Genomic DNA, 25,429 nt, shown 5'->3' with positions numbered 1-25,429 from the left:
TGCCTCATGACTCCGCGCGGCTGTTATCACCGGGGAGAAACCATGAAAGCCGCTTTGGCCCTGGCCGCAGCATTGGCTGCCGCCTGCCTGTCCACGCCCGCATCCGCACAGAAATCCTACGGCCCCGGTGTCACCGACACCGAGATCAAGATCGGCAACACCATGCCCTATAGCGGCCCGGCATCGCCGCTCGGTATCACCGGCAGGGTCATCTCGGCCTATTTCGACGAGGTCAACGACAAGGGCGGCGTCAACGGCCGCAAGCTCAATCTCCTGTCGCTCGACGATGCGTTCTCGCCGCCGAAGACGATGGAAGCTGCGCGGCGTCTCGTCGAGGGCGACGGCGTCGCCTTCATCTTCGCCACCATGGGCACCGCGCCGAGCTCGGCGATCGCAAAATACCTCAACAGCAACAAGGTGCCGCAGATCTTCCTGATCAGCTCGGCCTCGAAGTGGAACGATCCCGCCAACATGCCGTGGTCGATGGCGCTGCCCTGGGCGCCGAACTACACCAGCGAGGCTGCGATCGACGTCGCCTATGCCCGCGCCAAGAACCCGAATGCGCGCTTCGCGGTGCTCTACCAGAACGACGACGCCGGCAAGGAATATCTGCGCGGTGTCAAGGAGGCACTTGGCGCCGACGCCGACAAGGCGATCGCGATGGCCTCGAGCTTCGAGGTCACCGATCCCACCGTCGATTCGCAGGTGCTGACGCTCGCGAGCACCAAGGCCGACGTGTTCATGATCTACTCGGTGACGCCGCGCGCCTGCGCGCAGGCGATCCGCAAGGCCCACGAAACAGGCTGGCAGCCGACGCGCTTCCTCGCGAGCGGCTGCGCCAACAAGGCGACCGTGATGGCCCCGGCCGGCCTCGATGCCGGCAAGGGCGTGCTATCGCTCGGCTCGCTGAAGCCGTTCGTCGAGGGGCCGAAGGACGATCCGGCCATGCAGGCCTATATCGACTTCATGAAGAAGCGCCTGCCCAATGCCGACATCAACAACGTCGCCGGCCTCTACGGCTACACCGTCGCCGAAGCGCTGGTGGTGCTGCTGAAACAGTGCAAGGACAATCTGACCCGCGAGAACATCATGGCGCAGGCCTCGAACCTGAAGAACGTGCCGCTGTCGCTGCTGATGCCCGGGATCACCCTCAACACCACGCCGCAGGATTTCCGCCCGATCAAGGACGGCTACATGCTCCAGTTCGACGGCAACGACTGGGTCGTGGCGAGCGAGCTTTTGCGCGGGACGTGAGGCTCTCTCCGCGGACGCGGAATCGCTGGGTGGGCCGCGCCCACGTGGTCTCGGCCGGATCATTATCGCAGACACCATTGCATGTCTGCTGACATCGGCGGACGCGGAATTCTGTCCGGTCATTGCCAATCCGTTTCAGATCATTATACGGTTCGGCATGAATCAGCGCTGGACCGTCGTGGCCGCGATCCTCCTGACGGCCTTCTTCATTCAAATTCCCCTCGTTCTCAACCCGGATCTGGGTTGGCTGCTGACTGCGAACGAAAAGATCCTGGACGGCCGAAAGTTGGGCGTCGACCTGTTCGAGTCCAATCCGCCGCTGTCGGTCTACATGTACATGCCGGCCGTCGTGGTCTCGCGCCTGACCGGCATCGCACCGAAGTTCATCGTGATCGCGATGGTGCTGGCCGAAATCGCGGCCGCGCTCCTGATCATCGATCGCGCCGCTGCGTTCGCGCGGCTGGAGGCGGGAGAGCGAAATCGTTCGGCGTGGCTGTTCGCGTTCCTGCTCGCCATCCTTCCCGGCACCGTGTTCGGGCAGCGCGAGCACATCGCCGTCATTGCGCTCACCCCGTTTGTCGCGGTCACCGCGCTGCGCTGGCGCAACCTCTCGCCCGGGCCGGCTGCAATGCTCGCAGGCTTGGGTGCGGGACTGGCAATGGGCATCAAGCCTTTCTTTGCGCTGGTGGCGGGGCTTCCGATGATCCTGCGCGTCGTCCGCCAGCGTTCCCTCAGGCCGTTGTTCACGTCCGAGGCCTGCATCGCCGCCGCCATCGTCATCAGCTACGGTGTGCTGGTCGTGGCTCTGTTTCCCGCTTATGTCTCCAGCTATGCGCCTATGGTGGCCGAGGCCTATCTTCCCATCCGGAAGGATATCGGCAGCCTGCTTCCGCTTCCGATCGTCGTGATCACCGCTTCGCTCGCGTTCGTGCGCCTGCTGGCGCCGCGCGACTTCAAAATCGGCGGCGACGCGACCCCGTGGCTCGCCGCATCGATCGGCGGAGCCGCCAGTTTCGTCATCCAGGGCAAGGCGTGGCCGTACACCGCGTTGGCGCTCTGTCTGTTCGCGATCGCGGCGCCGGCGCTCCAGATCAGCATCAGAACGTCGCGAATGCCGGCTTTGATCGGTGGGCTCGCGGCCGTCGTGCTCATCGGGCTCTATTTGTCATCACCGGACCCACGCTTTCCGCCCCTGCAGGAGCGCGTGGAGGCGCTCGTCAAGCACCCCCGGCTGCTTACGATCACCGATCACATCGGTCTAGGGCATCCGCTTGTCCGCCAAATCGAGGGAATTTGGGTCGGCAGCTCATGCGCGCAGTTGCTGGCCGCAGGCGCCATACTCCGCCAGAGCAGCTCGCAACCAGGTCCCGCCGAGCAAACGAAGCTCGACGGCATCATCACCTTCGAGCGGCAGCATCTGCTGGCCGACGTGCGCAACGGTCGCCCCAACATCATTCTCGTCGACACCCTCCTCTTGAGCTCGTTCCCGTTCGACTGGCTGGGCTGGGCCAATGCAGATCCCGAGCTGCGAGCCGAGCTCAGTCGCTACCGCGAAGTCGAGGACGTCGGCCGCGTCAGAATCTTCCTCGATCAGTCGGGCGCGCGCTAGCTGCGCGCGGAAGGCGGGCAGTGCGCCGCTGTCGCTGAGCACGTAGGACTCCGGGGAAGGAGCCTGAGCCTCGCCGGGCCAAATTGCTGACTCATTCCCCGTCTTCAACGGCGACAACAAAACACCGTGCGGGACCGCCCTGGTTCCCACAACGGTTCCGCGGCCAAGGGGTTGGCTCGACTCCGCAAAGGTCTGGCGCAAGTTCGAAACGCTTTTCGCGTTCGCTTGACCATGCTCTGCGGCATCTGGAACCGGACCATCGAGAAAATCAAAGGAGTAATGATGGTGTTCCGCTTGAGCGCCGCAAGTTGCGGCGCCCTGGTTGCGCTTGCCGTTTCCGTGACCTCTGCTCGAAGTGAATCAGATGTGGTGCATTCGAGCACAATCGTCGATGCCGCCTCCGGTGAGGCGATCGTTGGCGCAGCATCGACGTATAATCCGTTCAAGCCCGGCAAGGAGGAGGGCGGCCCGCGCACAGCCTCAGGCGAGCGTTACGATCCCGAGGTCTGGACGGCTGCGATCAAGACGAACTTGCGTCGGAAATTTGGTGGGGTCCAGTTCGGAGCGAGGCCGAAATTTGCGCTCGTCGAGGCCGTCGGCAAGAAGGTCATCGTCAAGATCAACGACGTGGGGCCGCTCAGGCCCGGCCGCATCATCGACCTCAATGAGCGGACGATGCGCCATTTCGATCCGGGCATGGAGCGTGGGGTCATTCCTGATGTCACCGTCAAGCCGCTGTCCGGTGACGATTGGATTCCCGGGCCGGTTGGCTGAGGTGAAGCGACATCTTGTCGACTCACCCCCGTCATCATCCGTTCAAAGTCCGCGGCTAGTCTCTCACGTGACGATTGGTTCGCCGGATGTACGCGAGCCACATCGCAAGCCCCGGCATCCGTGCTGGGGTTTTTCGTTTGGCATCGCGGGATGAGCCGCGATGCCAATCGAAGCGCGCGCGGGGCGGTTCAACCGGGCGGGAGTTCGTCGAGCGGCCAGATCGGACGACGGACTTTTCGGTAGGACAGCTTGCTGTGGTCGTTGGTGGCAAGGCCGCCGCTGTCGGCCAGGATCACCTCCTTGGCCATCGGCCCGAAGGCCGCCCGGAAATGGTGCGCAGACTTCACTGCGACGATCCGGAATTGAGCCGGCTCCGCGCCGAGAATGCGGAACATTTCCTGATCGTAGGTCTGCAACGTGTTGGTCGAGATCGCGATGGAGATGCCGTCGACCTCGAGAAGGGCAGAGGGCCCGAGCGTCATCGGCTGACCCGCATTCATCGGTCCCTCGCAGACGAAGGCACCGTCCGACAGGCCGGTCACCCGCCCGGTCAGCGTCAGCGGAGGTCCGTAGCTGGCGGGATGGCGCTTGGCGCCGACGACGACATCCACACTGGCGCCAAGGCCCGCTTCATGGCAGCGGCTTGCGGCTTCGGGATCGCCGAGGACGCCGAACAGCACGCTTCGAATTTCGGCCTGCAACAGCGCCTCCAGCAGGCGGACACCATCGCCATAGGCGCCCGAACCCGGATTGTCGCTGAAGTCGGAGATCACGAGCGGACGGGTGTCGGCGGCGTCGGCTGCGGCTGCCGCGGCAAGCCTCATCGCTGCCGGCAGGTCGAGCGGCGTGACGGTGACCTCGGCGCGCCGGCGGATCATCTCGTCCTGTAGTGCGGCCGCCGCCTGCCGCGCGGCCGCTTCGGCGGCGTTGTGGGAGGCGTCGAAGGTGACCTGAACGCTGGGGCCGACCTCGGCAATGTCCGCGCGGCTGAAGCCGGCGCAGACATCGACGGACAGCAGGCCCGGCGTTTGCGCCTGCAGGTCCGCGGCGCGCGCCAGCAGGTCGCTCATCACCCCGCCCTGAGTCCGGCCGTGATTGCAGCCGTCGAGCAGAGGTCCCTGCAGGCGGAAGACTTTCGGACGGATCGTGCCGTCCATCGCCGATTGCAGCAGCTCGGCGGCGCGGAACGCCGTCTCATACTGGTCGATGTGGGGATAGGTGCGGTAGGGCAGCATGATGCTGGCCAGCCGGCCCATCCGTTCCGTGACGTTGGCATGCAGGTCGAGCGTCACCGCAATCGGGATCGTGTCGCCGAGACGCTTGCGCAAGCCTTCGAGCAGCGCACCTTCCGCGTCGTCGTCGGTCTCGGTCACCATCGCGCCGTGCAATGCGAGGATGACGCCGTCGAGCGGCCCGGTTTCGCAGGCCTGGTAGACCAGGCGCTGCAATTCGGCCCAGCACTCGGCCGTCACCTTGCCCGACGGGGTGGCCGCCGCAGCGACCGGCTGCACCAGGGTCCAGCCGTAACGCTTGGCTGCGGCCAGATGCGCGGCGATCTCCATCCTTGTCTCGGACAGCGCGGCCGCGATCTCGCCATCAAGCAGGAACAGCCGCTTGCGATAGTCCTCCAGCGTCGTCGGAACGATCGAGAAAGTATTGGTCTCGTGGGCGACTTGCGCCGAGAGAACGCGCCGCGTCTGGCTCATGGGATTCCTTCTTGGTCTTGCTTGGTCTTGCTTTTGGAAATCTGACGAAAGGTCAGCCTTGCGTCAGCAGTCCTGTGTCATATGCAATAGCCTTGCCGCTACCGGCTCCGGAGCTGCAGGGCTGCTATCAACCGCCCGATCTGCTCATCGATCTTGCCAAGCGCGATCGCGGGATCGAGATATTCGATATCATCCACGTCCCAGTACTGGACGCGATGGGCGAGGCTGGCAAAGCGGCGCTCGACCATCGGGCGATGCTCGGCGTCTTTCAGCGCCACGACAAGTTCAGCTTGCGCGAAATCGTCGGGCGTGCAGAGCACCGGATGTCGCGCAGCGCTGGCCGGCGCGATGCCTCTCGCCTCGAGGGCCTCCAGCGCGTGGCGCGAGATCGGCCCCACGTTTTCGGGCGAGAGCTTTTCGGCGACGGCGCGCGAGAAGGCGCGCCAGCCGAGCCCATCGCGCCCGGCGCGATAATTGAAAATCTCCTCGGCATAGCGGCTGCGGTAGTAATTGCCGGTGCAGAGAAACAGCACGCGATTGGTCTTGGTCATTGAGGCAGCGCTTCCGATCGATCTCAGGCCGGGCCGATATGCGTGGTCATCGCATCTGCGAGCTTGCGTATCAAGCGCACCAGATCCTCGACATCTTTACCGTCCCAGCTCGCGAACATTCCCGCGACGATACGTTCGCGCGCCCGGTCGACCGCGTCCGTCATGGCCTTGCCGTCGGGGGTGATCGTGGCCTCGCTGACGCGGCGATCCGCCTTGCTGGCGTGGCGCTTGACGAGGCCCAGAGATTCCAGCTTCGCAACCTGCCGGCTGACCGTCGTGTAGTCCCGGCCCATGCGATCGGCGAGGTCGACGACCCCGATCGGCCCGCGCCGCTCGATGCCGACCAGCAGCGGAAACAGCGCGCGATCGAGCGAGATGCCGGCCTCGCGGATCATCATCTCGTCACCCTGGCGGCGGTTGAAGACGCTGATGATGTCCATCAACGCCTCGTGAAGCGATCGCACCTGTTTTTTAATATGTGTATTTTGCACGCTTCTTGACATCCCTTCGCCCTCTGCCTATTATGTGCATAATACACATATCGAGGGTCCTATGACACAACAATTCACGGCGGATGTCCTGATCTGCGGCGCTGGCGCGGCCGGCCTTGCGCTCGCCATCGACCTGGCGCGGCGCGGTGTCTCCTTCCGCCTGGTCGAGAAGATGGACCGACCATTCCACGGCTCCCGAGGCAAGGGAATCCAGCCGCGCACCCAGGAGATTTTTGAGGATCTCGGCATCATCGACCGCATCGTCGCGGCCGGCGGCCTCTATCCGCCGCAGCGCGTCTACCAGGCAGATGGCAGCTTCAGCGAGTCCGAGATTGCGGAGCACGTCGCCCCGACGCCGGCCGAGCCCTACCACATCGCGCTGATGATCCCGCAATCCCTGACCGAGGGCGTGATGCGCGAGCGTCTGGGCGAGCTCGGCCATCGCGTCGAATTCGGCTGCGAGCTGACCAGCTTCGAGCAGGATCAGGATGGCGTGACGGCGCGCCTGTCCGGCGCGGCCGGCGAGGAGACGATGCGGGTGCGCTACCTCGTCGGCGCCGATGGCGGCCGCAGCTTCGTGCGCCACGCGCTCGATATCGGTTTCCCCGGCAAGACGCTCGGCGTGCGTGCCGTGGTGGCCGATATTGTGCTGACGGGGCTCGACCGCACCGCATGGCACCGCTTCAACACCGGCGCGATGGATCGCCAGCTCGCGCTGTGTCCGCTGGCCGGAACGGAGTTTTTCCAGCTGCAGGCGCCGGTCCCGTTCGAAGGCGAGGTCGACCTGTCGGCCGAGGGGCTGTCGGCGATGATCGCGAAGCGCACCTCGCGCGACGACATCCGCGTTCACGCCGTGCATTGGGCCTCGGCCTATCAGATGAACGCGCGCCTTGCCGATCGGTACCGGCACGGCCGCGTGTTCCTGGCCGGCGATGCCGCGCACATTCATCCGCCCACCGGCGGGCAGGGCCTCAACACCAGCGTGCAGGATGCCTACAATCTCGGCTGGAAGCTCGCAGGCGTGATCGGTGGCGCGCCCGCCAGCCTGCTCGATACATACGAGAGCGAACGCCGCCCCGTCGCGGCCGGCATGCTCGGCCTTGCCACCGGCCTCCTGGAAGCCGCCAAGCGCGGCGACATCAGGCGCGGCCGCGAGGTCCAGCAGCTCGACATCGGCTATCCCGGCTCCCCGCTGGCGCTGGAGGCCCCGGAGCGTATCGCCGGCGTGCTCGCCGGAGACCGCGCCCCGGACGCGCCGCTGCGCGGTGCCGCCGGACAGCCGAGGCGCCTGTTCGAGCTGTTCAAGGGGCCGCATTGGACGCTGCTGGGCTACGAGGTCGAGCGCGACGCCGTGCCGGCGCGCGGCGGATTGCACATCCACTGTATTGGTGCGGATGGCGAGCTCGTGGACGAAGGCGGGCACTTCCGCAGCACGTATGCGGTGTCGCCGGGGGAGTGGGTGCTGGTGCGTCCGGACGGTTACGTCGGTGCTGTCGTGGGCGCGCAGCAGACGGATGCGCTGACGCGCTTCCTGGCTGAGCAGGGCCTGGGTTGATCGAGGCGGCGCGCGCGGGCTCCGATTGATCAGCACGAAGAAACCCAGCCTGTAGCCCGTCAGCGGACGTTCGGATGGCCTTAATCGATGTCGGCTCGTGACGCAAAGCAGCCATCACGCGAATTTCGGACGCCGCTGTTCGCCAGAATGACCGAACCATCCCGGAGGGTTAACCTTCGGGTTGTCGGACCCATGTATACGCGGCTACGAACGGAGCACCCGCATAAAGCGCCCCCTCCCAAGAGCTCAGAGCCTGCCGGGATGTCAAAAACAAAGCGCCGTGCGCCAACGAGACGAAATATCGAAGCTCCGTGTGCCGCCATTCGTGCCTAGACGAGGTGTCGGACACTGTGATGATTTCTGAACCTTCGAGAGCGAAGCGCCCAGAATGGATCGCACAGCTTAGAGCCGCTTGTTCGGCCCCGATAATTGCCAGCATCATCCGTTGGTCACTTGTGAAGACGAGCGATCCGGTCGCGCTTGTGCCGAAGGGCCACCGCGTAGGAGCTTCGGGAAATTCGTGCCAAGCTCTGACGAGCTTCCACCAACCCATTAGCTCATTCAGTGAGATCATGCTCGATATGCCGGCTCGATTGCCCTAGGGAAGATGCGCCGAAGTTCGCGGCACGAACCTCCGATGTCAACTTCCGCTTGTGGCGCGTTTGAGATAGTTCGGCCGGCGGTGACCATGTCGGATCCCAGAGGAGCACCGGACGCGTCTGAGAGACCATTAGACCAACGCCTTTGACCCGTTGCGGACCTCGCAGTTCATGGAAAATTGAGCATTGGTCGTGCCGATGGTTGACGCCCGCTCCGCATGCAACCAAAAGGGTTCGTAACCAAAGCCTAGAATGATCGAGGCCGGAGCAGCCGCATGAGCGCTATTTGGAAGACCGCGGTCCTAGCTTTGCTTGCCGCCACGAGTTCAATATCAATCGCGCTGTGCGAAGAAGCGATCAAACGAGCCCCGGACGGAAGATACCTCGTTGACCTGAATGGCGTGACCGTTGCACTGCCGGATGAAGATCCAAAGAACCAGCAGACTGGCTTTTACGTATCAACCCCACCAGGCCGCAGCCCGCTTCATTTCTATCTTCATGACCTTCTACATGACCCCGATCGTTTGGTGCCCAAATTGCGCTCGTCTGAATGGAGTTCTGTGAGTGTGGGAGGCCATCATTCGCTTGAGATCATTGGTATTCCCGTAGCAAGAGGAGTGAACGGAGTCGGTATCCTTGTCGGCGTGGATAAGAACTGCGAGGCATGGCTGGCCGGCTGGTCCCGCCTTCGGGACGCTGCTGTCGACTTGGCGCCCGACCAGTATGGTTGGACCCGGCAGGAGTTCTCGAAGAGCACCGGCGAAACGATGTTCATCAGGTTCCTAGACGAGGGCGACAGACGTACAAGCCGGTACTATGCAGTTCACTGCGGGTTCGACGGAGGATGTTCCACGCGGGCGTGTCGCGACGGGCTTACCGCTCGGATTGCGTTCTATTCCTCGGATAAACCGCGAGGTCAGGATTACTCCGTGAGGGAGTTCGACGAACAGATCGCAAGCGGAAGGAGCGTTCTTGAGCGTTTACTTGTGAACAGGACCGTCGATCTCTCGCACCGTTAGTTGTGGCGTCGGGTCAGCTCCCGAAAGGGTCTTGTTGGGATGTATAAAACTATTGCATTCTGCTATGCGACTGGTTGATGTCTTACGGTTATGCAATCGCGGCATAAGGTGCTTAAGCGGTCGGGCGGAGGAGATCTATGGCCGTATCGCGAATAGTCCGCGCATACTCCGAGTTGGTCAATCAGTGGGAGTTGATCGTCGAGCGACCAATCTCGAAAGAGGCCAAGCATGAAGAGTGCATGTCGCTGCTGCGCGAGTTCATCGACGGACTTGCTTGGACTCGCATACGCGGGGTTAATAGGCCGCTTCGGTTCTATGCCGACATATTGGTATTAGAGGGCCTTCTTCGGCCAACTTTCGCAACGGACGAACTAGGCGACGTCGCAATCAGGCCAGGATATTACTTGGTAAAGGACTGGTTGGACGAGCATCGCACGCGATAGGCCACCTCGACTGGCTTCCTACCGCGGATTTGCTGGCATGTCCGAATTGGCCCGCAACGGACCGTCACGTTGATGCCCGCTGATGCCCCTTGTGACCCTAAGCGGACGTGGCTACCGCGCGAGGCGGCTATTCCTTTCGGATAGCCGGTGCAGTTCTCGTCGGTGCAGCGCGATTCTTAACCCAGGTTTATGCATGGCGTTGTGCGACCCGGTTTGGCGCGGCAGCAGGAACGATGTCGGAAAGAGAGGATTGTGTCGTGACTTTCCCCAAGTGAGAGGACGGCGCAATGCGTCCCAACCTGTTCGGCTCCTGCGCGGCAGTGTTCCTGTCGATCTCATCCGCTGCCCACGCGCAAACGGCGACCGAAGACATCAAGGCCAAGGCGGAGCGACTTGTCTCTCCCTTGACCGACGCGCGCGACAGCCGCCTGCAAGTGGTCGCCACGTTCGACCATCAGGTCACGGGTGTCACGGTTGCACCGGACGGCCGCATCTTCGTGAATTTCCCGCGCTGGACGGAGGACACGCCCGTCTCGGTGGCCGAGCTCCTGCCGGATGGGTCGATCAAGCCTTACCCCTCTGAAGAGTGGAACAGCTGGCGCAACGCAAAGATGTCCGACGTCTCCCCCAACGATCACTTCGTTTGCGTTCAAAGCGTGGTCGCGGACCAGCGAGGATCCCTCTGGGTCGTGGATCCGGCGGCTCCCAATGCCGAGAAGACGATCAAGGGCGGCCCCAAGATTGTCGAGATCGATCTGAAATCGAACAACGTGAAACGATCCTTCCCGCTTCCTCCGGAAATAGCTGGTCCGGCCAGCTATCTGAACGACATCCGCATCGCACCTGATGGCAAATTTGCCTATCTGACCGACTCCGGCTCGCCCGGTGGTCTGGTCGTTCTCAATATCGGGTCGGGGCAGGCGTGGCGTGTCCTGAGCGACGATCCTTCGACCCAATTCGATCCGAGCGTCAGTGTGATGACCGACGGCCAGCCGCTGCGACGGCCGGACGGACGGCAACCACTGTTCAATGCAGATAGCCTGGCGCTGTCCAAAGACGGCAGCACGCTCTATTGGCAAGCCCTGACCGGGAAAACCCTTTACCGGATTGCCACGTCCAGCATCCAGAACCCTGATACGGCAGGCCGTGCGCGTCCGGAGACGGTCGCCACGACAGAGCCGGCGGATGGGCTTTGGACGGGAGAAAATGACGAGATCTATCTGAGCTCGCTCGCCAACAACGCCGTCAAGGTCATCAACTCCAAGGACGGCAGCATACGGCAGCTGTTGACGGATTCGCGTCTGCGCTGGCCGGATACATTCTCGCAAGGTCCTGATGGCCACGTCTATGTGACGGCGTCGCATATCCAGGACTCGCCCTGGTTCCACATGGCATGGACTGACAAGACCTTCACCTTGTTCAAGTTCATGCTGCGCGATGCCAACGCGGTCGCGTCGGACGGCGCTTCCAAACCGAAGTAAGCGACCAGGGTCGGCGACTGAGCCAAGGAGGCCGATGGTGCGTTGGTTGGAGCCCTTATTGGGCACGTCGTTGATGGCCATCGTCCTTGCCGACGTCTTCCTCACGGTGCTCTATGCACGCGCGGGCACCGGGATCATGAGCGACCGCCTGGCAAGACTGGTCTGGCTCGCAACGCGCGCGGTTGCCTCCAGCCAAAATAAGCAGCTGCTTTCGTTCTGCGGACCTGCCATCGTCGTCGCGCTGCTCCTGACCTGGTCGCTTCTGCTCGCGCTTGGAGCTGCACTGATTGTCCACCCAATGCTCGGGACGAGCATCACGAACAGCAACCAGGACACGCCAACGGACTTCGTGACCGCGCTGTACGTAGCCGGAAGCAGCCTCTCGATCGTTGGCGGCAGCAATTTCGGCCCGCAAAGCGCCGGAGCGAAGCTGCTGTTTCTTCTCAATTCGGTCATCGGAACGTCAGTCATTTCGCTCACCATCACTTACCTGATGCAGATCTACGGTGCTCTCAGGAGCAGAAACTCGCTATGCCTCAAAATCCACGCGCTTTCCGGCGAGACCAGTGATGCTGCGGAGTTGCTCGCGCACCTGTTTGCGAACAACCAGCTCAGCGCCGGTTACAACAACCTCTCGGAGCTCGCCGCCGAACTCACCGACGCGAAGGAAGCTCACCATTTCTATCCCATCCTGTTCTACTTCCGCTTCCCTGAACCGATCTACGCAGTGTCCAGGTCCTGGCTTGTCGCGCTGGATGCGGTTTCGCTGATCCGAAGTGCGCTGCCGAAAGATGCGGAGTGGCTGAAACAATCGGGTGCAGTCACGCAGATATGGTCCTCCGCGACGCTTCTACTTTCCACCCTCAACAAGGTTTTTATGGGCGACAAGGCGTTGGCCGATTCCAACGATGCGGACCGGCATCTCTGGAAGCTCCGGTTCGACCATGCCCGCGAGAGGCTCCAGCGCGCCGGCATCAGTGTTACGGAGACCGTCCCGCAATCACAGGAAACCTATATCGGATGCCGAAGACGGTGGGATGCTCTCGTTCATCGGCTCGGAGCCGCCATGGCTTACCAGCCAGCTGAAATCGACACAGCGATAAAGCGGCCGTGACGCGTCCCCTTACAGAAATTCTCGGGAGACAAGGAAGGGCTGCTGGTGCTTGACCTCTGGTACAAGAACGCTGCGATCTACAGCTTGAACGTGGCCACCTACAAGGATGGCGACGGGGATGGTGTCGGCGATTTCAAAGGTTTGGTGGCCCAGCTCGACCATATTGCCCAGCTCGGAGTGGATTGCCTCTGGCTACTGCCGTTCTATCCAAGCCCAGGGCTCGATCACGGTTACGATGTGACGGACTATTACAATGTAGCACCCGCACTCGGAACGCTGGGCGACTTCGTCGAATTCAGTCATCAAGCACGCCTGCGAGGGATGAGGTTGATCATCGATCTCCCCATCAACCACACGTCCGAGCAGCATCCGTGGTTCCAGCAGGCGCGCGCTGATCCTCAGTCGCCATTTCGCGACTACTATGTCTGGTCCGACACCGAACCGGAAGACAGCGCAGAGGGCGTCGTATTTCCGGGCGTGCAACCGAGTGTATGGACCTACGATCTTTGCGCACGAGCCTGGTACTATCACCGCTTTTACCAGCACCAGCCCGATCTGAACATCGCATCTTCCGCCGTCCGCGAAGAAATCTTCAAGATCGTCGGCTTTTGGCTTGAACTCGGCGTGTCCGGATTTCGTATCGACGCCGCCCCCTTCGTGGTCGAGGAGATAAGCTCGGACCGTCCGCCAACGCGCCGGTACGAGTTTTTTGGAGAGCTGCGCGACTTCTTGTCATGGCGCAAGGGTGATGCCGTCTTGCTGGCGGAAGCCAATGTTGCCCCTTCCGAACTCGACCATTACTTCGGGAGTGGGTCACGCATACACCTTCTATTCGCCTTCCTTTTGAATCAGCACTTGTTTCTTGCGCTTGCGCGCGGAAATGCCGAACCGCTTCGGTGGTGTCTGGCCGCACTGCCGCGGTTGCCGCCGTTCGCTCAGTGGGCGCAGTTCCTGCGCAATCACGACGAGCTTGACCTGGGGCGCTTGAAACCTGAGGAGCGTGAGGAAGTCTATGCGGCTTTCGCGCCGTCCAGAAGAATGCAACTTTACGGACGCGGAATTCGTCGCCGTTTGGCCTGCATCCTTGGCAATGACCGCCGGCAGATCGAACTCGCATATAGCCTGCTCTTCAGCCTCCCTGGCACACCGGTCATCTACTACGGCGATGAGCTGGGAATGGGCGACGATCTCGCGCTCCCGGAGCGATGGCCGGTACGAACTTGCATGCAATGGACCGCCGATGAAACGGGTGGCTTCTCTGCTCGACTGGCGACCCGATCGCGTTACGACATGATCCGGGATGCCGAATACGCGCCCTCCAAGGTCAACGCCGCCGCCCAGCAGCGCGACCCGGATTCTTTCTTCAATTGGCTGCGGCGTCTGGTCGAATTGCGCAAGGGGTGCTCGGAGATCGGGTGGGGCGATCTGAGTTTGCCGCAGGCAAATGCCCCCTCCATCCTGGTTCAAAGATACACGTGGGAAGGTCAATCGGTGCTGATCTTGCACAATTTGTCGCAGGCGGAGTGCCGAGCGCAAGTCGATGGCTTCTCGGCAATGCACAAGCTGACCGATCTGTTCGGAAATCGCGTGTACGCCTCTGAGCCCGGCGAGGATTCGATGATCGAACTCGACGGCTACGGATATCGTTGGTTTCGTATCGTGCAATGAGCATGCCCGGCCGACAGATGCGACCGTCAGCCGGGTGCTGAGACCGCCCGGCCTGCCGCGGGCACGCGAGCGCCATTCGGGAGGGATTGATGAAGATAGCTCAGATCGCGCCGCTGGCCGAAAGCGTTCCACCGAAGCTCTATGGTGGAACGGAAAGAGTGGTCGCCTGGCTCGTCGATGCGCTCGTCGAACTCGGGCAGGACGTCACGCTTTTCGCGAGCGGAGATTCGAAGACCCGAGCTACGCTTTTTCCGGTCTGGCCGAAAGCGTTGCGCCTTGGTCGACCGCGCTCAGATCCCAACGCGGCTTTGGCTGCCCAGCTGGAAGCAGTTTACAGTTGCTCAGACCGGTTCGACGTGATTCACGCCCACATCGACTGGCTCCATCTGCCCATTCTCAATCGCGCAGGCGTGCCATTTATCACGACGATGCATGGCCGGCTGGATCTTCCGGGATTGAGCGACGTGACCAGCAAGTTTCCAGGCGCTCCTTTTGTATCCATCTCAGATGATCAGCGCATCCCGCTCGCCCGCGCAAACTGGTGTGGAACGGTGTACCACGGTCTGCCCATCGACCAGTTCCGGGCCTCATTTGCGAGCGGATCGTATCTGGCATTTCTCGGGCGCTTGACCGCCGAAAAAGGTCCCGAAGATGCTATCCGCATCGCTCTCGCCGCAAGAATGCCGCTTCGGATCGCTGCCAAGGTCCCCCGCGCAGAAGGTGGGTATTTCAGGGAGAAGATCGAGCCTCAGATCGACGGCAAACACATTCAGCTGGTCGGCGAGGTTGACGACCAATCGAAACAGCCGTTCCTGGCGGGAGCCGCTGCGCTGCTCTTCCCAATCAAGTGGCCCGAGCCGTTTGGATTGGTGATGATCGAGGCGATGGCCTGCGGAACGCCGGTCATTGCCTACCGGTCCGGTTCGGTGCCTGAGATTATCGAGGACGGCGTGACCGGCTTCATCGTCCAAAACGAGGACGAAGCAATTGAGGCTGTGACGCGGCTTGGCCAGATTGATCGAGCGCGCGTACGTGCGCGCTTCGAAGAGCGTTTCACGTCGGAGCGGATGGCACGCGACTACTTGCGCCACTATCGCGCTCTTTCGGCCCGGTAAAGCTGGACATTCGATGTATCGGTTTTGGGTCAACGGCTCTGTGATCTACACCAGATTCGGTCGAATCGGTGCTTCAGAACACCGCATCAGAGAGTGGTTAGGCGATGCAGGCATCTTTCTTCGCTGGTGGGATACCTTGACCATTTATTCGTCGGCCACCGGATTCAGCGACGTCTACCTACAGTCGAGCATTTTGGAGACGTTGTACAACGACGCCGCGAATGATCCTGACCCTGCCTTAGGTCTGCTCGATCAGCCGAGGAAAGTGGATCCAATGGAGGCGATCATGCCACTCAGCGAAACCGCCCGCGAGATCCTCGAATGGTTTCGTGAAACACATCGAAAACCCGGTGCCCGCATGACAATGGCAACTTTGGATGCCCGTTTCGGGACAGATCCGAGCGTTGCGGTCGCCGTTTCCAAATTGAAGCAGCTTGGATACATCAGCGTTCCGGACGCGCGGACAGTCGAACTGACGGATGTGGGGTTCGACGCAATCCAACGCCGCTCTGGATGAACCGATCGCCTAGCCTTGTTCGAACACCGCTCAGGTCTGTCCGGTCTTGCTCTTGTTGCCTTGGCTCTCTGGCCGTCCCGACGTTCACCACGGCCATGATGACATCATGCCAGTGTTTTGCCCGACGTGTCAACGATAATTTCGTAAAATCAGTAATTGCTGCAGGCTTAGCGCCCAAGCCGTTGATATCGCTAGCTCGCGCTACTGTGCATGGGGTTGTTTTGAATTTTGGTTCGATCGAGCCGAGTCTCGCCGGCAGCCGGGCCGCCGTCACCCCGCCCGGGCGCTGCGGCTGTCCGCGCGCAGGTTCTGAAAGAACTTTTCCACCTCGCGCGACAGCGTGTCCGCGGTCTCGGTCAGGCTGCTCGCCGCCGTCAGCACGGAGGCTGCCGCCGTATCGGTCTCGCCGATGGCATCGCGCAGCGAGGTGATGCTGGCCACCAGCGTCTCGTTGCCTTGCGCGGCGCTTTGCGCGTTGGACGAGATCTCGCGCGTCGCCTGGTCCTGCTGGCCGACGGCGCCGGCGATGGCGGAGGTGACCTCGTTGATGTCGCGCACCGCGCCGCCGATCTCGCGGACGGCATCGACCGCGTTGCGGGTGGAGGCCTGGATCTGGCTGACGTTCTCGCCGATCTCGGCGGTCGCCTTGGCGGTCTGTCCCGCCAGCGCCTTCACCTCGTGCGCGACGACGGCAAAGCCGCGGCCGGCTTCGCCGGCGCGGGCGGCTTCGATGGTGGCGTTGAGCGCGAGCAGATTGGTCTGCTCGGCGATGGTCTGGATGAGGGTCAGCACGCCGTCGATGCGCTGCGTGGCGGCGGCAAGGCTCTCGATCTCCGCGATCGATTTCTCGGTGCGCTGGCCGGTCTGCTCGACCGCGCTGGCGCTCTGGCGCACCTGGCGGCCGATCTCCTCGACGGAGGCCGACAGCTCTTCGGCGGCGCCTGCGACCGCGGTGACGTTGTGCGAGGCCTGCTCGGTCGCTTTGGCCGCCGTGCCGGCGCGATGGCTGGCGTCCGCAGTGACGCGCGTGATGGTCTGCGCGGTCTCGCGCATCACCGAGGCGTTGTCGCTGAGGCCGCGCATGATCGCGCCGATCGCGCCGCGAAACGCTTCGACGGACTGCTCGATATGACGGGCGCGCTGCTCGCGCGCGGCCGAGTCCTGCGAGACCTGCGAGGCGAGGTTGCGGTTGCGGCCCATCGCGTCCTGAAAGATCTGGATGGCGCGGGCCAGCGCGCCGATCTCGTCGGCGCGGCCGGTGTGCGGCACCACCACGTTCTCGGCACCGTCGGCGACCTGCTTGATGGTCGCGGTGATGGCCGCGAGGGGGCGGGCGATCGAGCGGGCAATGATGACGATGCCGATCACGACCAGCATCAGGGCGATGCCGCCGAGGCAGGTCAGCACCAGCGACAGGATGCGGTTGGTCTCGGTCTGCTGCGCGATCTGCCTGGCGCGCTCGGCATAGACCTTGGACAGCGCCTCGAGGTCCTTGTTCAGCGCCGAGCGCACGGCGCGGTTGGCGTCGTTGTCGCCCCATTCGCGGCCCGCGGCCGCGCTGATCTCGACGCCGCGGCGGACCAGCTCCTTGCGGAATTCGACGAACTGCTCGATGCGCTTCTTGAAGGTCGCGAACTGCTCGGCATCGTCGGCTTTGACGATGGTCTCCCAGTGCTTCACGACGGCGAGGATCTGGTCGTTGAACTTGAGCAGGCCTTCGCCGTATCTCTTCACCACGGCCGGCTCGCTCGACATGTAGACGCCGCGCGATTCCATCACCACCGCATAGACCAGCGAGTTGACCCGTTCGACGTTCAGCGCGGCCGCATTGGCGGTTTCGATCGCGACGGTGAGGTCGGCACTGCGGCGGCTGTTGTAATCGGACAGCATCGCGATCGCCGCCGTCAGCAGCGCGAACAGCGCGAAGATCGCGTACAGCTTGGTCGCGAGCGAGAAACGGCCTGCCAGCTTGCTGGCATTCCCAGATCGGTCTGTTGTCATGGTGGTCAGGGGCCCGGAATGGCCTGAAGCGGCCGGTCAGCGCGGTCGTCTAAAATGCATGCAAAACTATGCAGAACGAAGATGGACGCGGTGTTAACGCGCCCCTCCGGCATGCGCGCCGCGGGGCCTGCGAAAAATGAGCTATCTCAGGGGCTTGGACTGAGCCTGTCGGTTTTCGGCAGCTTGCCCCGGGAATCGCCCGGGCTGCCCCAAAGATCGGCGTGCACTCGGGCCCCCGAGCGCGTATTCCCTGAGGCACGGCCGCCTTCAGGATCGGCTGGAGTCGGCCGCTGGCCGACGAACCCCGGAGGGGCCCTTGGTCTACCGCCATACCATCGACGCCACGACCTACACCTTCCCTGATCTGCGCGACCTGCTCGCCAAGGCGACCCCGCCGCGCTCCGGCGACCGGCTGGCCGGCATTGCGGCCGCCAGCGCCGAGCAGATGATCGCCGCGCGGATGGCGCTGGCGGACGTCCCGCTCGGGCAGTTCCTGCAGGAGGCCGTCATCCCCTATGAGGCCGACGAGGTCACCCGCCTCGTCATCGACAGCCACGATGCCAAGGCGTTTGCGCCGGTCTCCTCGCTCACCGTCGGCGCTTTCCGCGACTGGCTGCTGTCGGATGCCGCAACGCCCGCGGCGTTACGCAAGCTCGCGCCGGGGATCACCCCCGAGATGGCGGCCGCGGTGTCGAAGCTGATGCGTAACCAGGACCTGATCCTCGCGGCGCGGAAATGCGAGGTCACCACCGCCTTCCGCAACACCATCGGCCTGAAGGGGCGGATGAGCACGCGGCTGCAGCCCAACCATCCCTTCGACGACGCCAGGGGCATCACCGCCTCGATCCTCGATGGCATTTTGCTCGGCGCCGGCGATGCCTGCATCGGGATCAACCCTGCAAGCGACGATCCCGCCATGATCGGGCAATTGCTGCGGCTTCTGGACGAGATCATCGCGCGGCTGAAGATCCCGACGCAGGCCTGCGTGCTCACCCATGTCACGACCACGCTGGCGCTGATCGGGCAGGGCGTGCCGGTCGATCTCGTGTTCCAGTCAGTCGCCGGCACCGAGGCCGCCAACCGCAGTTTTGGCATCGACCTCGCCCTGCTGAAGGAGGGGCAGGAGGCCGGGCTGTCGCAGAAGCGCGGCACCGTCGGCCAGAACGTGATGTATTTCGAGACGGGCCAAGGCTCGGCGTTGTCGGCCAACGCCCATCACGGCGTCGACCAGCAGACCTGCGAGGCGCGCGCCTATGCGGTCGCCCGCGCCTATGCGCCGCTGCTGGTCAACAGCGTGGTCGGCTTCATCGGCCCGGAATATCTCTACGACGGCAAGGAAATCATCCGCGCCGGGCTCGAGGATCACTTTTGCGGCAAGCTGCTCGGCCTGCCGCTCGGCATCGACATCTGCTACACCAACCATGCCGAGGCGGACCAGGACGACATGGACAATCTGCTGACGCTGCTCGCCGCGGCCGGCGTCACCTTCATCATGGGCGTTCCCGGTGCCGACGACGTCATGCTGAACTACCAGTCCACGTCGTTTCACGACGCGCTCTATGTCCGCGACGTCTTCTCCCTGCGTCGCGCGCCGGAATTCGACGACTGGCTGGTGCAGGCCGGCATCGCGGGCGCCGATTTCCGTCTCGCCGGCGATGCAGGCCTGCTCCCCGATTTTGCCTCGCGGCTGATCGCGTGACGTCCCGAGGTCGCCGGGACCTCCAGGAAACCATTGGCCCCTCTCGGAATTATGCTCACGCCACAATATTGAGAAATTCCGCCGACAGCATTACGCTATGTGTCTGGCTGGCAATTTCCGCAGCTAAGTCGAGCGTGGCGGGGGAGCTTCAATGCGAGCTGAAAGCAACGGTACGGCCCGGCGGATTCTCTGCGTGTTTCCGCGATACACCTCCTCGTTCGGGACGTTCGAGCATTCCTATCCGCTGACCGACGGCGTCCGCGCCTTCATGCCGCCGCAGGGCCTTTTGTTGCTCGCGGCCTATCTGCCCGAGAACTGGCAGGTCAAGTTCGTCGACGAGAATCTCCGCCGCACGACCAAGGAGGAGTTCGACTGGGCCGAGGCCGTGTTCGTCAGCGGCATGCACATCCAGCGCCAGCAGATGAACGACATCTGCCGCCGCGCCCATGAGTTCGATCTGCCGGTCGCACTCGGCGGCCCCTCGGTCAGCGCCTGCCCGGACTATTATCCGTCGTTCGACTATCTCCATGTCGGCGAGCTCGGTGATGCCACCAACCAGCTGATCGACATTCTGTCGCACGATGTTTCGCGTCCCGAGGCGCAGGTGGTGCTGACCACCAAGGACCGCGTGCCGATGACGGAATTTCCGATCCCGGCCTACGAGCTCGCCGACGTCAAGAAATACATGCTCGGCAGCATCCAGTATTCCAGCGGCTGTCCCTATCAGTGCGAGTTCTGCGACATCCCCGGCCTCTACGGCCGCAATCCCAGGATCAAGACGCCGGAGCAGATCATCGCCGAGCTCGACCGGCTGCGCGAATGCGGCATGACCGACACGGTCTATTTCGTCGACGACAATTTCATCGGCAACCGCAAGGCGGCGATGGACCTGCTGCCGCATCTGATCGAATGGCAGAAGAGGACCGGTTACGTGATGCGGCTCGCCTGCGAGGCGACGCTCAACATCGCCAAACGTCCCGAAATCCTCGAGAAGATGCGCGAGGCCTATTTCATCACAATCTTCTGCGGCATCGAGACGCCGGATCCCGACGCGCTGAAGGCGATGCAGAAGGACCACAACATGATGGTCCCGATCCTGGAGGGCGTGCGCACCATCAACTCCTACGGCATGGAGGTGGTGTCGGGCATCATCATGGGGCTCGACACCGACAAGCCAAACACTTCGGAGGCGCTGCTCGCCTTTGTCGAGGAGTCCAGGATTCCGTTGCTCACCATCAATCTGCTTCAGGCGCTCCCGAAGACGCCGCTGTGGGACCGGCTGGAGCGGGAAGGGCGCCTGATTGACGATGAGGGGCGCGATTCGAACGTCAATTTCCTGCTGCCTTACGAGGATGTCGTCGCGTCCTGGAAGCACGCGATGAGCGTCGCCTACGAACCGGAAAAAGTGTTTGCGCGCTTCCAGTATCAGTGCGACCACACCTACCCTCATCGTCTCAAGATGCCGGTGCCGGACGAGATGAAGACCTGGGCCAACATCCGCCGCGGCCTGATCATGCTCAGGAACATTGTCTGGAAGGTCGGTGTGCTCGGCGACTACAGGCGCGTGTTCTGGAAGTTCGCGCTGGGCCGCATCAAGCGCGGCGATCTCGAAGGTCTGATCGGCTGCACCCTGATCGCGCATCACCTCATCACCTTTGCGCGCGCGGCATCGAGCGGCGAAACGAATGCCTCAAACTACTCGATCCGGCTGCGTGAGGCCTCCGTTCCCGCCGAATGACGCGACATGTCTGATCCGGCCGTCCCGCGCCACCCGACCCTCGATCTCAGGTCGCTCACACCCGCGCGCGTTGCGCTCGGGCGCAGCGGCGCGAGCGTACCGACCAAGGCTCTGCTCGATTTCACGCTGGACCATGCCCGCGCCCGCGATGCCGTGCACGCTGCCTTCGATGCGCCGCGACTGGCCACCGAGTTGCGCGCACTGGGTCTCGTTGTCACGGAGGTACGGAGCCGGGCAGTCGACCGCAGGGACTATCTGCGGCGTCCCGACCTGGGACGACAGCTCGATGCCGAATCGGCGGAGCGTCTGGCGCAAGGTGTGAACGAGCCATGCCAGGTCGCACTCGTGATCGGCGACGGCCTGTCGGCGGCGGCGGTCCACGCCCATGCGGTGACGCTGGTGACACGCTTGCTGCCACTTCTGGCGGAAGGCGATGCCGTCGCGGTCGGCCATGTCGTCGTCGCCTCGGGCGCGCGCGTTGCGCTCGGCGACGAGATCGGCGCGATTCTCGGCGCGCACATGGTGGTGACGCTGATCGGCGAACGGCCCGGCCTGTCCGCGCCCGACAGCCTCGGCGCCTATCTGACCTTCGCGCCAAAACCCGGCCGCACCGATGCCGAGCGCAATTGCGTGTCCAACGTCCACAAGGCGGGGTTGAGCTATGAGGAGGCCGCCGTCAAGATCGCCTGGCTGCTCCGCGAGGGCCTGGCGCGGGAGACGACCGGCGTGGCGCTCAAGGACGAGAGCGCCGACCGCGCGCCGCGTCGAATTGGCACGGCCTTGCCCGAATGACGGGCGTTCCGGCAAAATCGCCGTATCTTGATCGGTTTGGGCGCCCTTCGCTGGCTTGCGAAAAGGGGGATTGACCTGCTAAACCGCTGCCGGCGATTTTCCGCGCATTTTCAAAGGGCAAGCCTCCCATTGGTATGGCATTTTCAGGCCGTTCGCGGGACGCCATAAGCTCACAGCTTGAGCCGATTGAGGAACTGGACAAGGCATGCTCGAAAAGCACCGCGAGAATGAGGTTCATGTCGACAAGGTCGAGCAGGGACCTGCGTCCTCGATCGCCTTCGGGCTGGAGCGCATCGGACTGATCGCGGTCCGCGCGCCGATCGTCTCCTGCATCGTCCTGCTCGCGCTGATCGTCGGCGCCGTGTTCGGCATCCACCGCATCAAGATCGACGATTCGCTGTCGCAGCTGTTCCGCTCCGACACCCGCGAGTTCAAGCAGTATGAAGACGTGACCAAGAAGTTCCCGGCCGAGGAATTCGACGTCCTCGTCGTGGTCGAGGGCAAGACCCTGCTGGCGCGCAACAACCTCGAGAAGCTGCGCGACTTCGTCACGGACATGCAGCTGGTCGAAGGCACGCGCGGCCTCGTCTCGCTGTTCTCGGCGCGCCAGGCGCCGGCGCCGGGCAAGCTGCCGGCGGCGCTGTTCCCGGCCGAACTGCCCGAGGGCGCGGCCTATGACAAGTTCATCGAGACCGTGAAGAACAACGAGATCATCCGCGGCAAGCTATTGTCGGAGGACGGCACGCTGGCGCTGATCGTGCTGTCGCTCGATCCGGAGGTGGTGGCGTCCAACAAGCTGACCAAGACCGTCGGCGACATTCGCGCGTTGATGAAGGAAGATCTCAGCGACACCGGCCTCAACGTGCAGCTCTCCGGCGTTCCGGTGATGCAGCTCGAGATCCGCAACGCGGTCGAGCGCGACGGTCTCACCTACAACATCCTCGGCATTCTCGCCGGCTGCGTCATCGCCATCATCTTCTTCCGCAAGATCTCGTTCATGGTGGCGGCGGCGTTCCCGCCGATGATCGCGATCCTGCTGGCGCTCGGCGCGCTCGGCTGGGCCAATTTCAATCTCAACATGTTCCTGAACGTGATGACGCCGCTCATCATGGTCATCAGCTTCTCGGACTCGATGCAGCTGACCTTCGCCGCGCGCGACCGGCTGATCGCAGGCCAGGACAAGTTCACCGCGTTCAAGAACGCGGTGCTGGTGGTGGGACCGGCCTGCGTGCTGACGCACGGCACCGCCGGCATTTCCTTCATCGCGCTGCAATTCTCCAATTCCGACCTGATCCGCAAGTTCGGCGAGGCGGGCCTTGCCGCCACCATCATCGCGCTGGTGGCGGTGCTGTCGCTGGTGCCGGTGTTCGGCGTGCTGTTCGTGCGCAACGAGAAGGTGTTCGCGGTCAAGTTCCAGGGCGCCGATGCAGGCGTCCAGGCTCTGCGGAATTTCTGCTACTGGATCGCGGTGCGCATGGTCGGCCGGCCCGGCCTGTTCAGCCTGATCGCGGTGCTGTTCGTCGGCGGCCTCGGCGTCATCTACGCCAATCTGGAGCCGCGCTATCGCCTTGCCGACCAGGTGCCGGATAAGCGCCAGGCGGTTGCCGCCAGTGACCGGCTCGATGCCAAGCTGACCGGCGCCAATCCGGTCAACGTGCTGATCCAGTTCCCCAAGGGTGAATCGCTCTATTCGCCGGAGACGCTGCAGACCATTGCGGACGTGCATGCGACCGTCGAGAAGGCGGCCGGAGTGGGCAACGTCTGGTCGCTCGAGACGCTGCGCCGCTGGCTCGCGGAAAAGGCCGGCAGCGGCGACGTTGCGACGTTGAAGGAATATGTGAGCGTCATCCCCGAGCATCTGGTGCGGCGTTTCATCGACGCCGAGCAGGATGCCGTCGTGGTCGCCGGCCGCGTGCCGGACAAAGATTCCAGCCAGTTGCTGCCGATCGTCGAGAAGCTCGATTCCGAGCTCGACGCCGTCCGCAAGAAGCATCCTGGCTATGAGGTGGCCGTCACCGGTCTTGCCGCGATCGCGGCGCGCAACTCGGCCAGCATGATCGAGAAGCTGAACCGCGGCCTCACCGTCGAATTCGCGCTGGTCGCGATCTTCATCGGCCTTGCCTTCCGTTCATGGGTCGTGATGTTCGCCTGCATCCTGCCGGGCATCTTCCCCGTGGTGATGTCGGGTACGGTGTTGTGGGCGATGGGCGAGGGGCTGCAATTTGCCAGCGTCGTCGCGCTCACCGTCTCGTTCGGCCTCGGCCTCAGCGCCACCATCCACTTCCTCAACCGCCTGCGGCTTGAGAGCAAGCCCGGCGTCGGCTCGGCGCTGGCGGTCGAGCGTGCGACCGTCCTGGTCGGCCCGGCGCTGATCCTGACCACGGTGGTGCTGGCCTGCGGCCTCGTCGTTACCGTGTTCTCCGACCTGCCGTCGCTGCGGCTGTTCGGCTGGCTCAGCGCGTTCTCGATGGTGATGGCGCTCGTTGCCGACCTCTTCATCCTCCGCCCGACGGCGATGTGGCTGATCAATTTGCACGCCAAGCTTCAGGGCGATAAGCCGGCGATCTGAGCGGCTTCGACGCGCTCACAGGCACCAAATGGAAAACCCCGGTTCGCCAGAACCGGGGTCTTGTCTTGAAGCGTATGTCTGAAGTGCGACGGGCGTCAGCCCTTCGTCATCGTGATGTTGACGCCGCGGATCTCGCCCTTGGATGAGATCTGCACGGTCTGCTTGGTGCCGTTGGTGCGCAGCGACAGATTGGCCGCGAAGCCGTTGGCCTCGACGAACACCTCGATCTGGCCACCGCCGGCGGTGCCCTGCAGATTGCCGAAGATGTTGCGGTTGGTCTCGCTCCAATTGCCCGAGATCCGCTCGCCCTGACTGGTCACGTCGCTGGTGAGGTCGAACTTGTAACTGTCGGAGGCGCAATGCAGCGCCTGCTTGAGCGCGAGGCCGCTGCCCGCGACCTTGTAGTCCGCCTTGCAGCGGATGCGTTCGGTCGAACCATCGGACAGCGACACCGTGCCGGTGCCGGTCCATGCGCCGTCGAAGCCGGCAAACGGTCCGGACGACTGAGCGTGGCTTACCGAAACCGAGAAGAGCAGCGCAGCCCCAACGCCGGCCGCCTTGATCGCCTGTCCAGATCGCCCGAAAAAATTCATCACAAATATCCCGTTTTGGAATGACGTCCGCTGAAGATGAACGTCTCGCCACATCGAAAGTTTAGTGCTCCGAGCCTGTGTCAGGTTCAACGCCCCATCGCCAGAGACGGCGGTTCACGAGTGCCCGCGCCATGCCCGGAT

At 63.2% G+C, this 25,429-nt stretch carries 19 protein-coding genes; 14 read left to right on the top strand and 5 right to left on the bottom strand.

The window, feature by feature from the left end; genetic code table 11:
- The first annotated feature begins 42 nt into the window (after positions 1-42).
- From HYH08_RS14625 to HYH08_RS14615, 3 genes are all read left to right on the top strand, one after another.
- Positions 43-1,254: an ABC transporter substrate-binding protein gene (locus HYH08_RS14625; RefSeq protein ID WP_220010513.1), complete on the top strand. Its 1,212-nt coding sequence runs from the start codon at positions 43-45 to the stop codon at positions 1,252-1,254.
- A gap of 157 nt (positions 1,255-1,411) precedes the next feature.
- Complete coding sequence (locus HYH08_RS14620) at positions 1,412-2,863, top strand: glycosyltransferase family protein (RefSeq protein ID WP_220010512.1); 1,452 nt, start codon at positions 1,412-1,414, stop codon at positions 2,861-2,863.
- Positions 2,864-3,142: 279 nt separating this feature from the next.
- A complete protein-coding gene (locus tag HYH08_RS14615; RefSeq protein ID WP_349631431.1) occupies positions 3,143-3,637 on the top strand; it encodes a septal ring lytic transglycosylase RlpA family protein in 495 nt (164 codons plus the stop codon).
- A gap of 188 nt (positions 3,638-3,825) precedes the next feature.
- Here the strand turns inward: HYH08_RS14615 and HYH08_RS14610 are convergent, their stop codons facing one another.
- The 3 genes from HYH08_RS14610 to HYH08_RS14600 form a co-directional block, all read right to left on the bottom strand.
- Positions 3,826-5,343, bottom strand: coding sequence for a M81 family metallopeptidase (locus tag HYH08_RS14610; RefSeq protein ID WP_220010511.1), 1,518 nt, complete (start codon positions 5,341-5,343; stop codon positions 3,826-3,828).
- 98 nt (positions 5,344-5,441) lie between these two features.
- The gene (locus HYH08_RS14605; protein WP_220010510.1) at positions 5,442-5,894 is read right to left on the bottom strand and encodes an arsenate-mycothiol transferase ArsC; all 453 of its coding nucleotides are present in this window, start codon (positions 5,892-5,894) and stop codon (positions 5,442-5,444) included.
- Positions 5,895-5,917: 23 nt separating this feature from the next.
- Complete coding sequence (locus tag HYH08_RS14600; RefSeq protein WP_220010509.1) at positions 5,918-6,397, bottom strand: MarR family winged helix-turn-helix transcriptional regulator; 480 nt, start codon at positions 6,395-6,397, stop codon at positions 5,918-5,920.
- A 49-nt stretch (positions 6,398-6,446) separates the two neighbouring features.
- Between HYH08_RS14600 and HYH08_RS14595 the strand changes: the two genes are divergently transcribed.
- The 7 genes from HYH08_RS14595 (at position 6,447) to HYH08_RS37460 (ending at position 15,896) form a co-directional block, all read left to right on the top strand.
- Complete coding sequence (locus HYH08_RS14595) at positions 6,447-7,940, top strand: FAD-dependent oxidoreductase (RefSeq protein ID WP_220010508.1); 1,494 nt, start codon at positions 6,447-6,449, stop codon at positions 7,938-7,940.
- Positions 7,941-8,814: 874 nt separating this feature from the next.
- Positions 8,815-9,558 carry a hypothetical protein gene (locus tag HYH08_RS14585; RefSeq protein ID WP_220010506.1) on the top strand — a complete coding sequence of 248 codons (744 nt, stop codon included), beginning with the start codon at positions 8,815-8,817 and terminating at the stop codon, positions 9,556-9,558.
- A 730-nt stretch (positions 9,559-10,288) separates the two neighbouring features.
- Entirely contained in the window at positions 10,289-11,482 is a 1,194-nt protein-coding gene (locus HYH08_RS14580) for an L-dopachrome tautomerase-related protein (protein ID WP_220010505.1), read from the top strand.
- A gap of 34 nt (positions 11,483-11,516) precedes the next feature.
- Positions 11,517-12,596: a two pore domain potassium channel family protein gene (locus HYH08_RS14575; protein WP_220010504.1), complete on the top strand. Its 1,080-nt coding sequence runs from the start codon at positions 11,517-11,519 to the stop codon at positions 12,594-12,596.
- A 42-nt stretch (positions 12,597-12,638) separates the two neighbouring features.
- On the top strand, positions 12,639-14,264 hold the full coding sequence (locus HYH08_RS14570; protein WP_220010654.1) for an alpha-amylase family protein: 1,626 nt from the start codon (positions 12,639-12,641) through the stop codon (positions 14,262-14,264).
- 89 nt (positions 14,265-14,353) lie between these two features.
- A complete protein-coding gene (locus tag HYH08_RS14565; RefSeq protein ID WP_220010503.1) occupies positions 14,354-15,379 on the top strand; it encodes a glycosyltransferase family 4 protein in 1,026 nt (341 codons plus the stop codon).
- Positions 15,380-15,392: 13 nt separating this feature from the next.
- Positions 15,393-15,896 carry a helix-turn-helix domain-containing protein gene (locus HYH08_RS37460; RefSeq protein WP_228747833.1) on the top strand — a complete coding sequence of 168 codons (504 nt, stop codon included), beginning with the start codon at positions 15,393-15,395 and terminating at the stop codon, positions 15,894-15,896.
- A 270-nt stretch (positions 15,897-16,166) separates the two neighbouring features.
- Here the strand turns inward: HYH08_RS37460 and HYH08_RS14555 are convergent, their stop codons facing one another.
- Positions 16,167-17,897 (bottom strand): methyl-accepting chemotaxis protein, encoded by a 1,731-nt coding sequence (locus HYH08_RS14555; protein WP_220010502.1) that lies wholly within the window; start codon positions 17,895-17,897, stop codon positions 16,167-16,169.
- A 316-nt stretch (positions 17,898-18,213) separates the two neighbouring features.
- Here HYH08_RS14555 and HYH08_RS14550 point away from each other — a divergent pair, with 316 nt between their 5' ends.
- The 4 genes from HYH08_RS14550 (at position 18,214) to HYH08_RS14535 (ending at position 24,695) form a co-directional block, all read left to right on the top strand.
- A complete protein-coding gene (locus tag HYH08_RS14550) occupies positions 18,214-19,596 on the top strand; it encodes an ethanolamine ammonia-lyase subunit EutB (RefSeq protein WP_220010501.1) in 1,383 nt (460 codons plus the stop codon).
- Between the two features lie 151 nt (positions 19,597-19,747).
- Positions 19,748-21,334, top strand: coding sequence for a B12-binding domain-containing radical SAM protein (locus HYH08_RS14545; RefSeq protein ID WP_220010500.1), 1,587 nt, complete (start codon positions 19,748-19,750; stop codon positions 21,332-21,334).
- 6 nt (positions 21,335-21,340) lie between these two features.
- Entirely contained in the window at positions 21,341-22,126 is a 786-nt protein-coding gene (gene eutC, locus HYH08_RS14540) for an ethanolamine ammonia-lyase subunit EutC (RefSeq protein ID WP_220010499.1), read from the top strand.
- 205 nt (positions 22,127-22,331) lie between these two features.
- A complete protein-coding gene (locus HYH08_RS14535) occupies positions 22,332-24,695 on the top strand; it encodes an efflux RND transporter permease subunit (RefSeq protein WP_220010498.1) in 2,364 nt (787 codons plus the stop codon).
- Between the two features lie 95 nt (positions 24,696-24,790).
- On the opposite strand, the gene HYH08_RS14530 is transcribed toward HYH08_RS14535, so the two are convergent.
- Complete coding sequence (locus HYH08_RS14530) at positions 24,791-25,288, bottom strand: hypothetical protein (RefSeq protein ID WP_220010497.1); 498 nt, start codon at positions 25,286-25,288, stop codon at positions 24,791-24,793.
- Between the last annotated feature and the right edge of the window lie 141 nt (positions 25,289-25,429).

Source organism: Bradyrhizobium sp. BR 10289, assembly GCF_019455385.1.
Lineage (GTDB): Bacteria > Pseudomonadota > Alphaproteobacteria > Rhizobiales > Xanthobacteraceae > Bradyrhizobium.
This window is presented reverse-complemented; position numbering and strand designations above follow the sequence as displayed.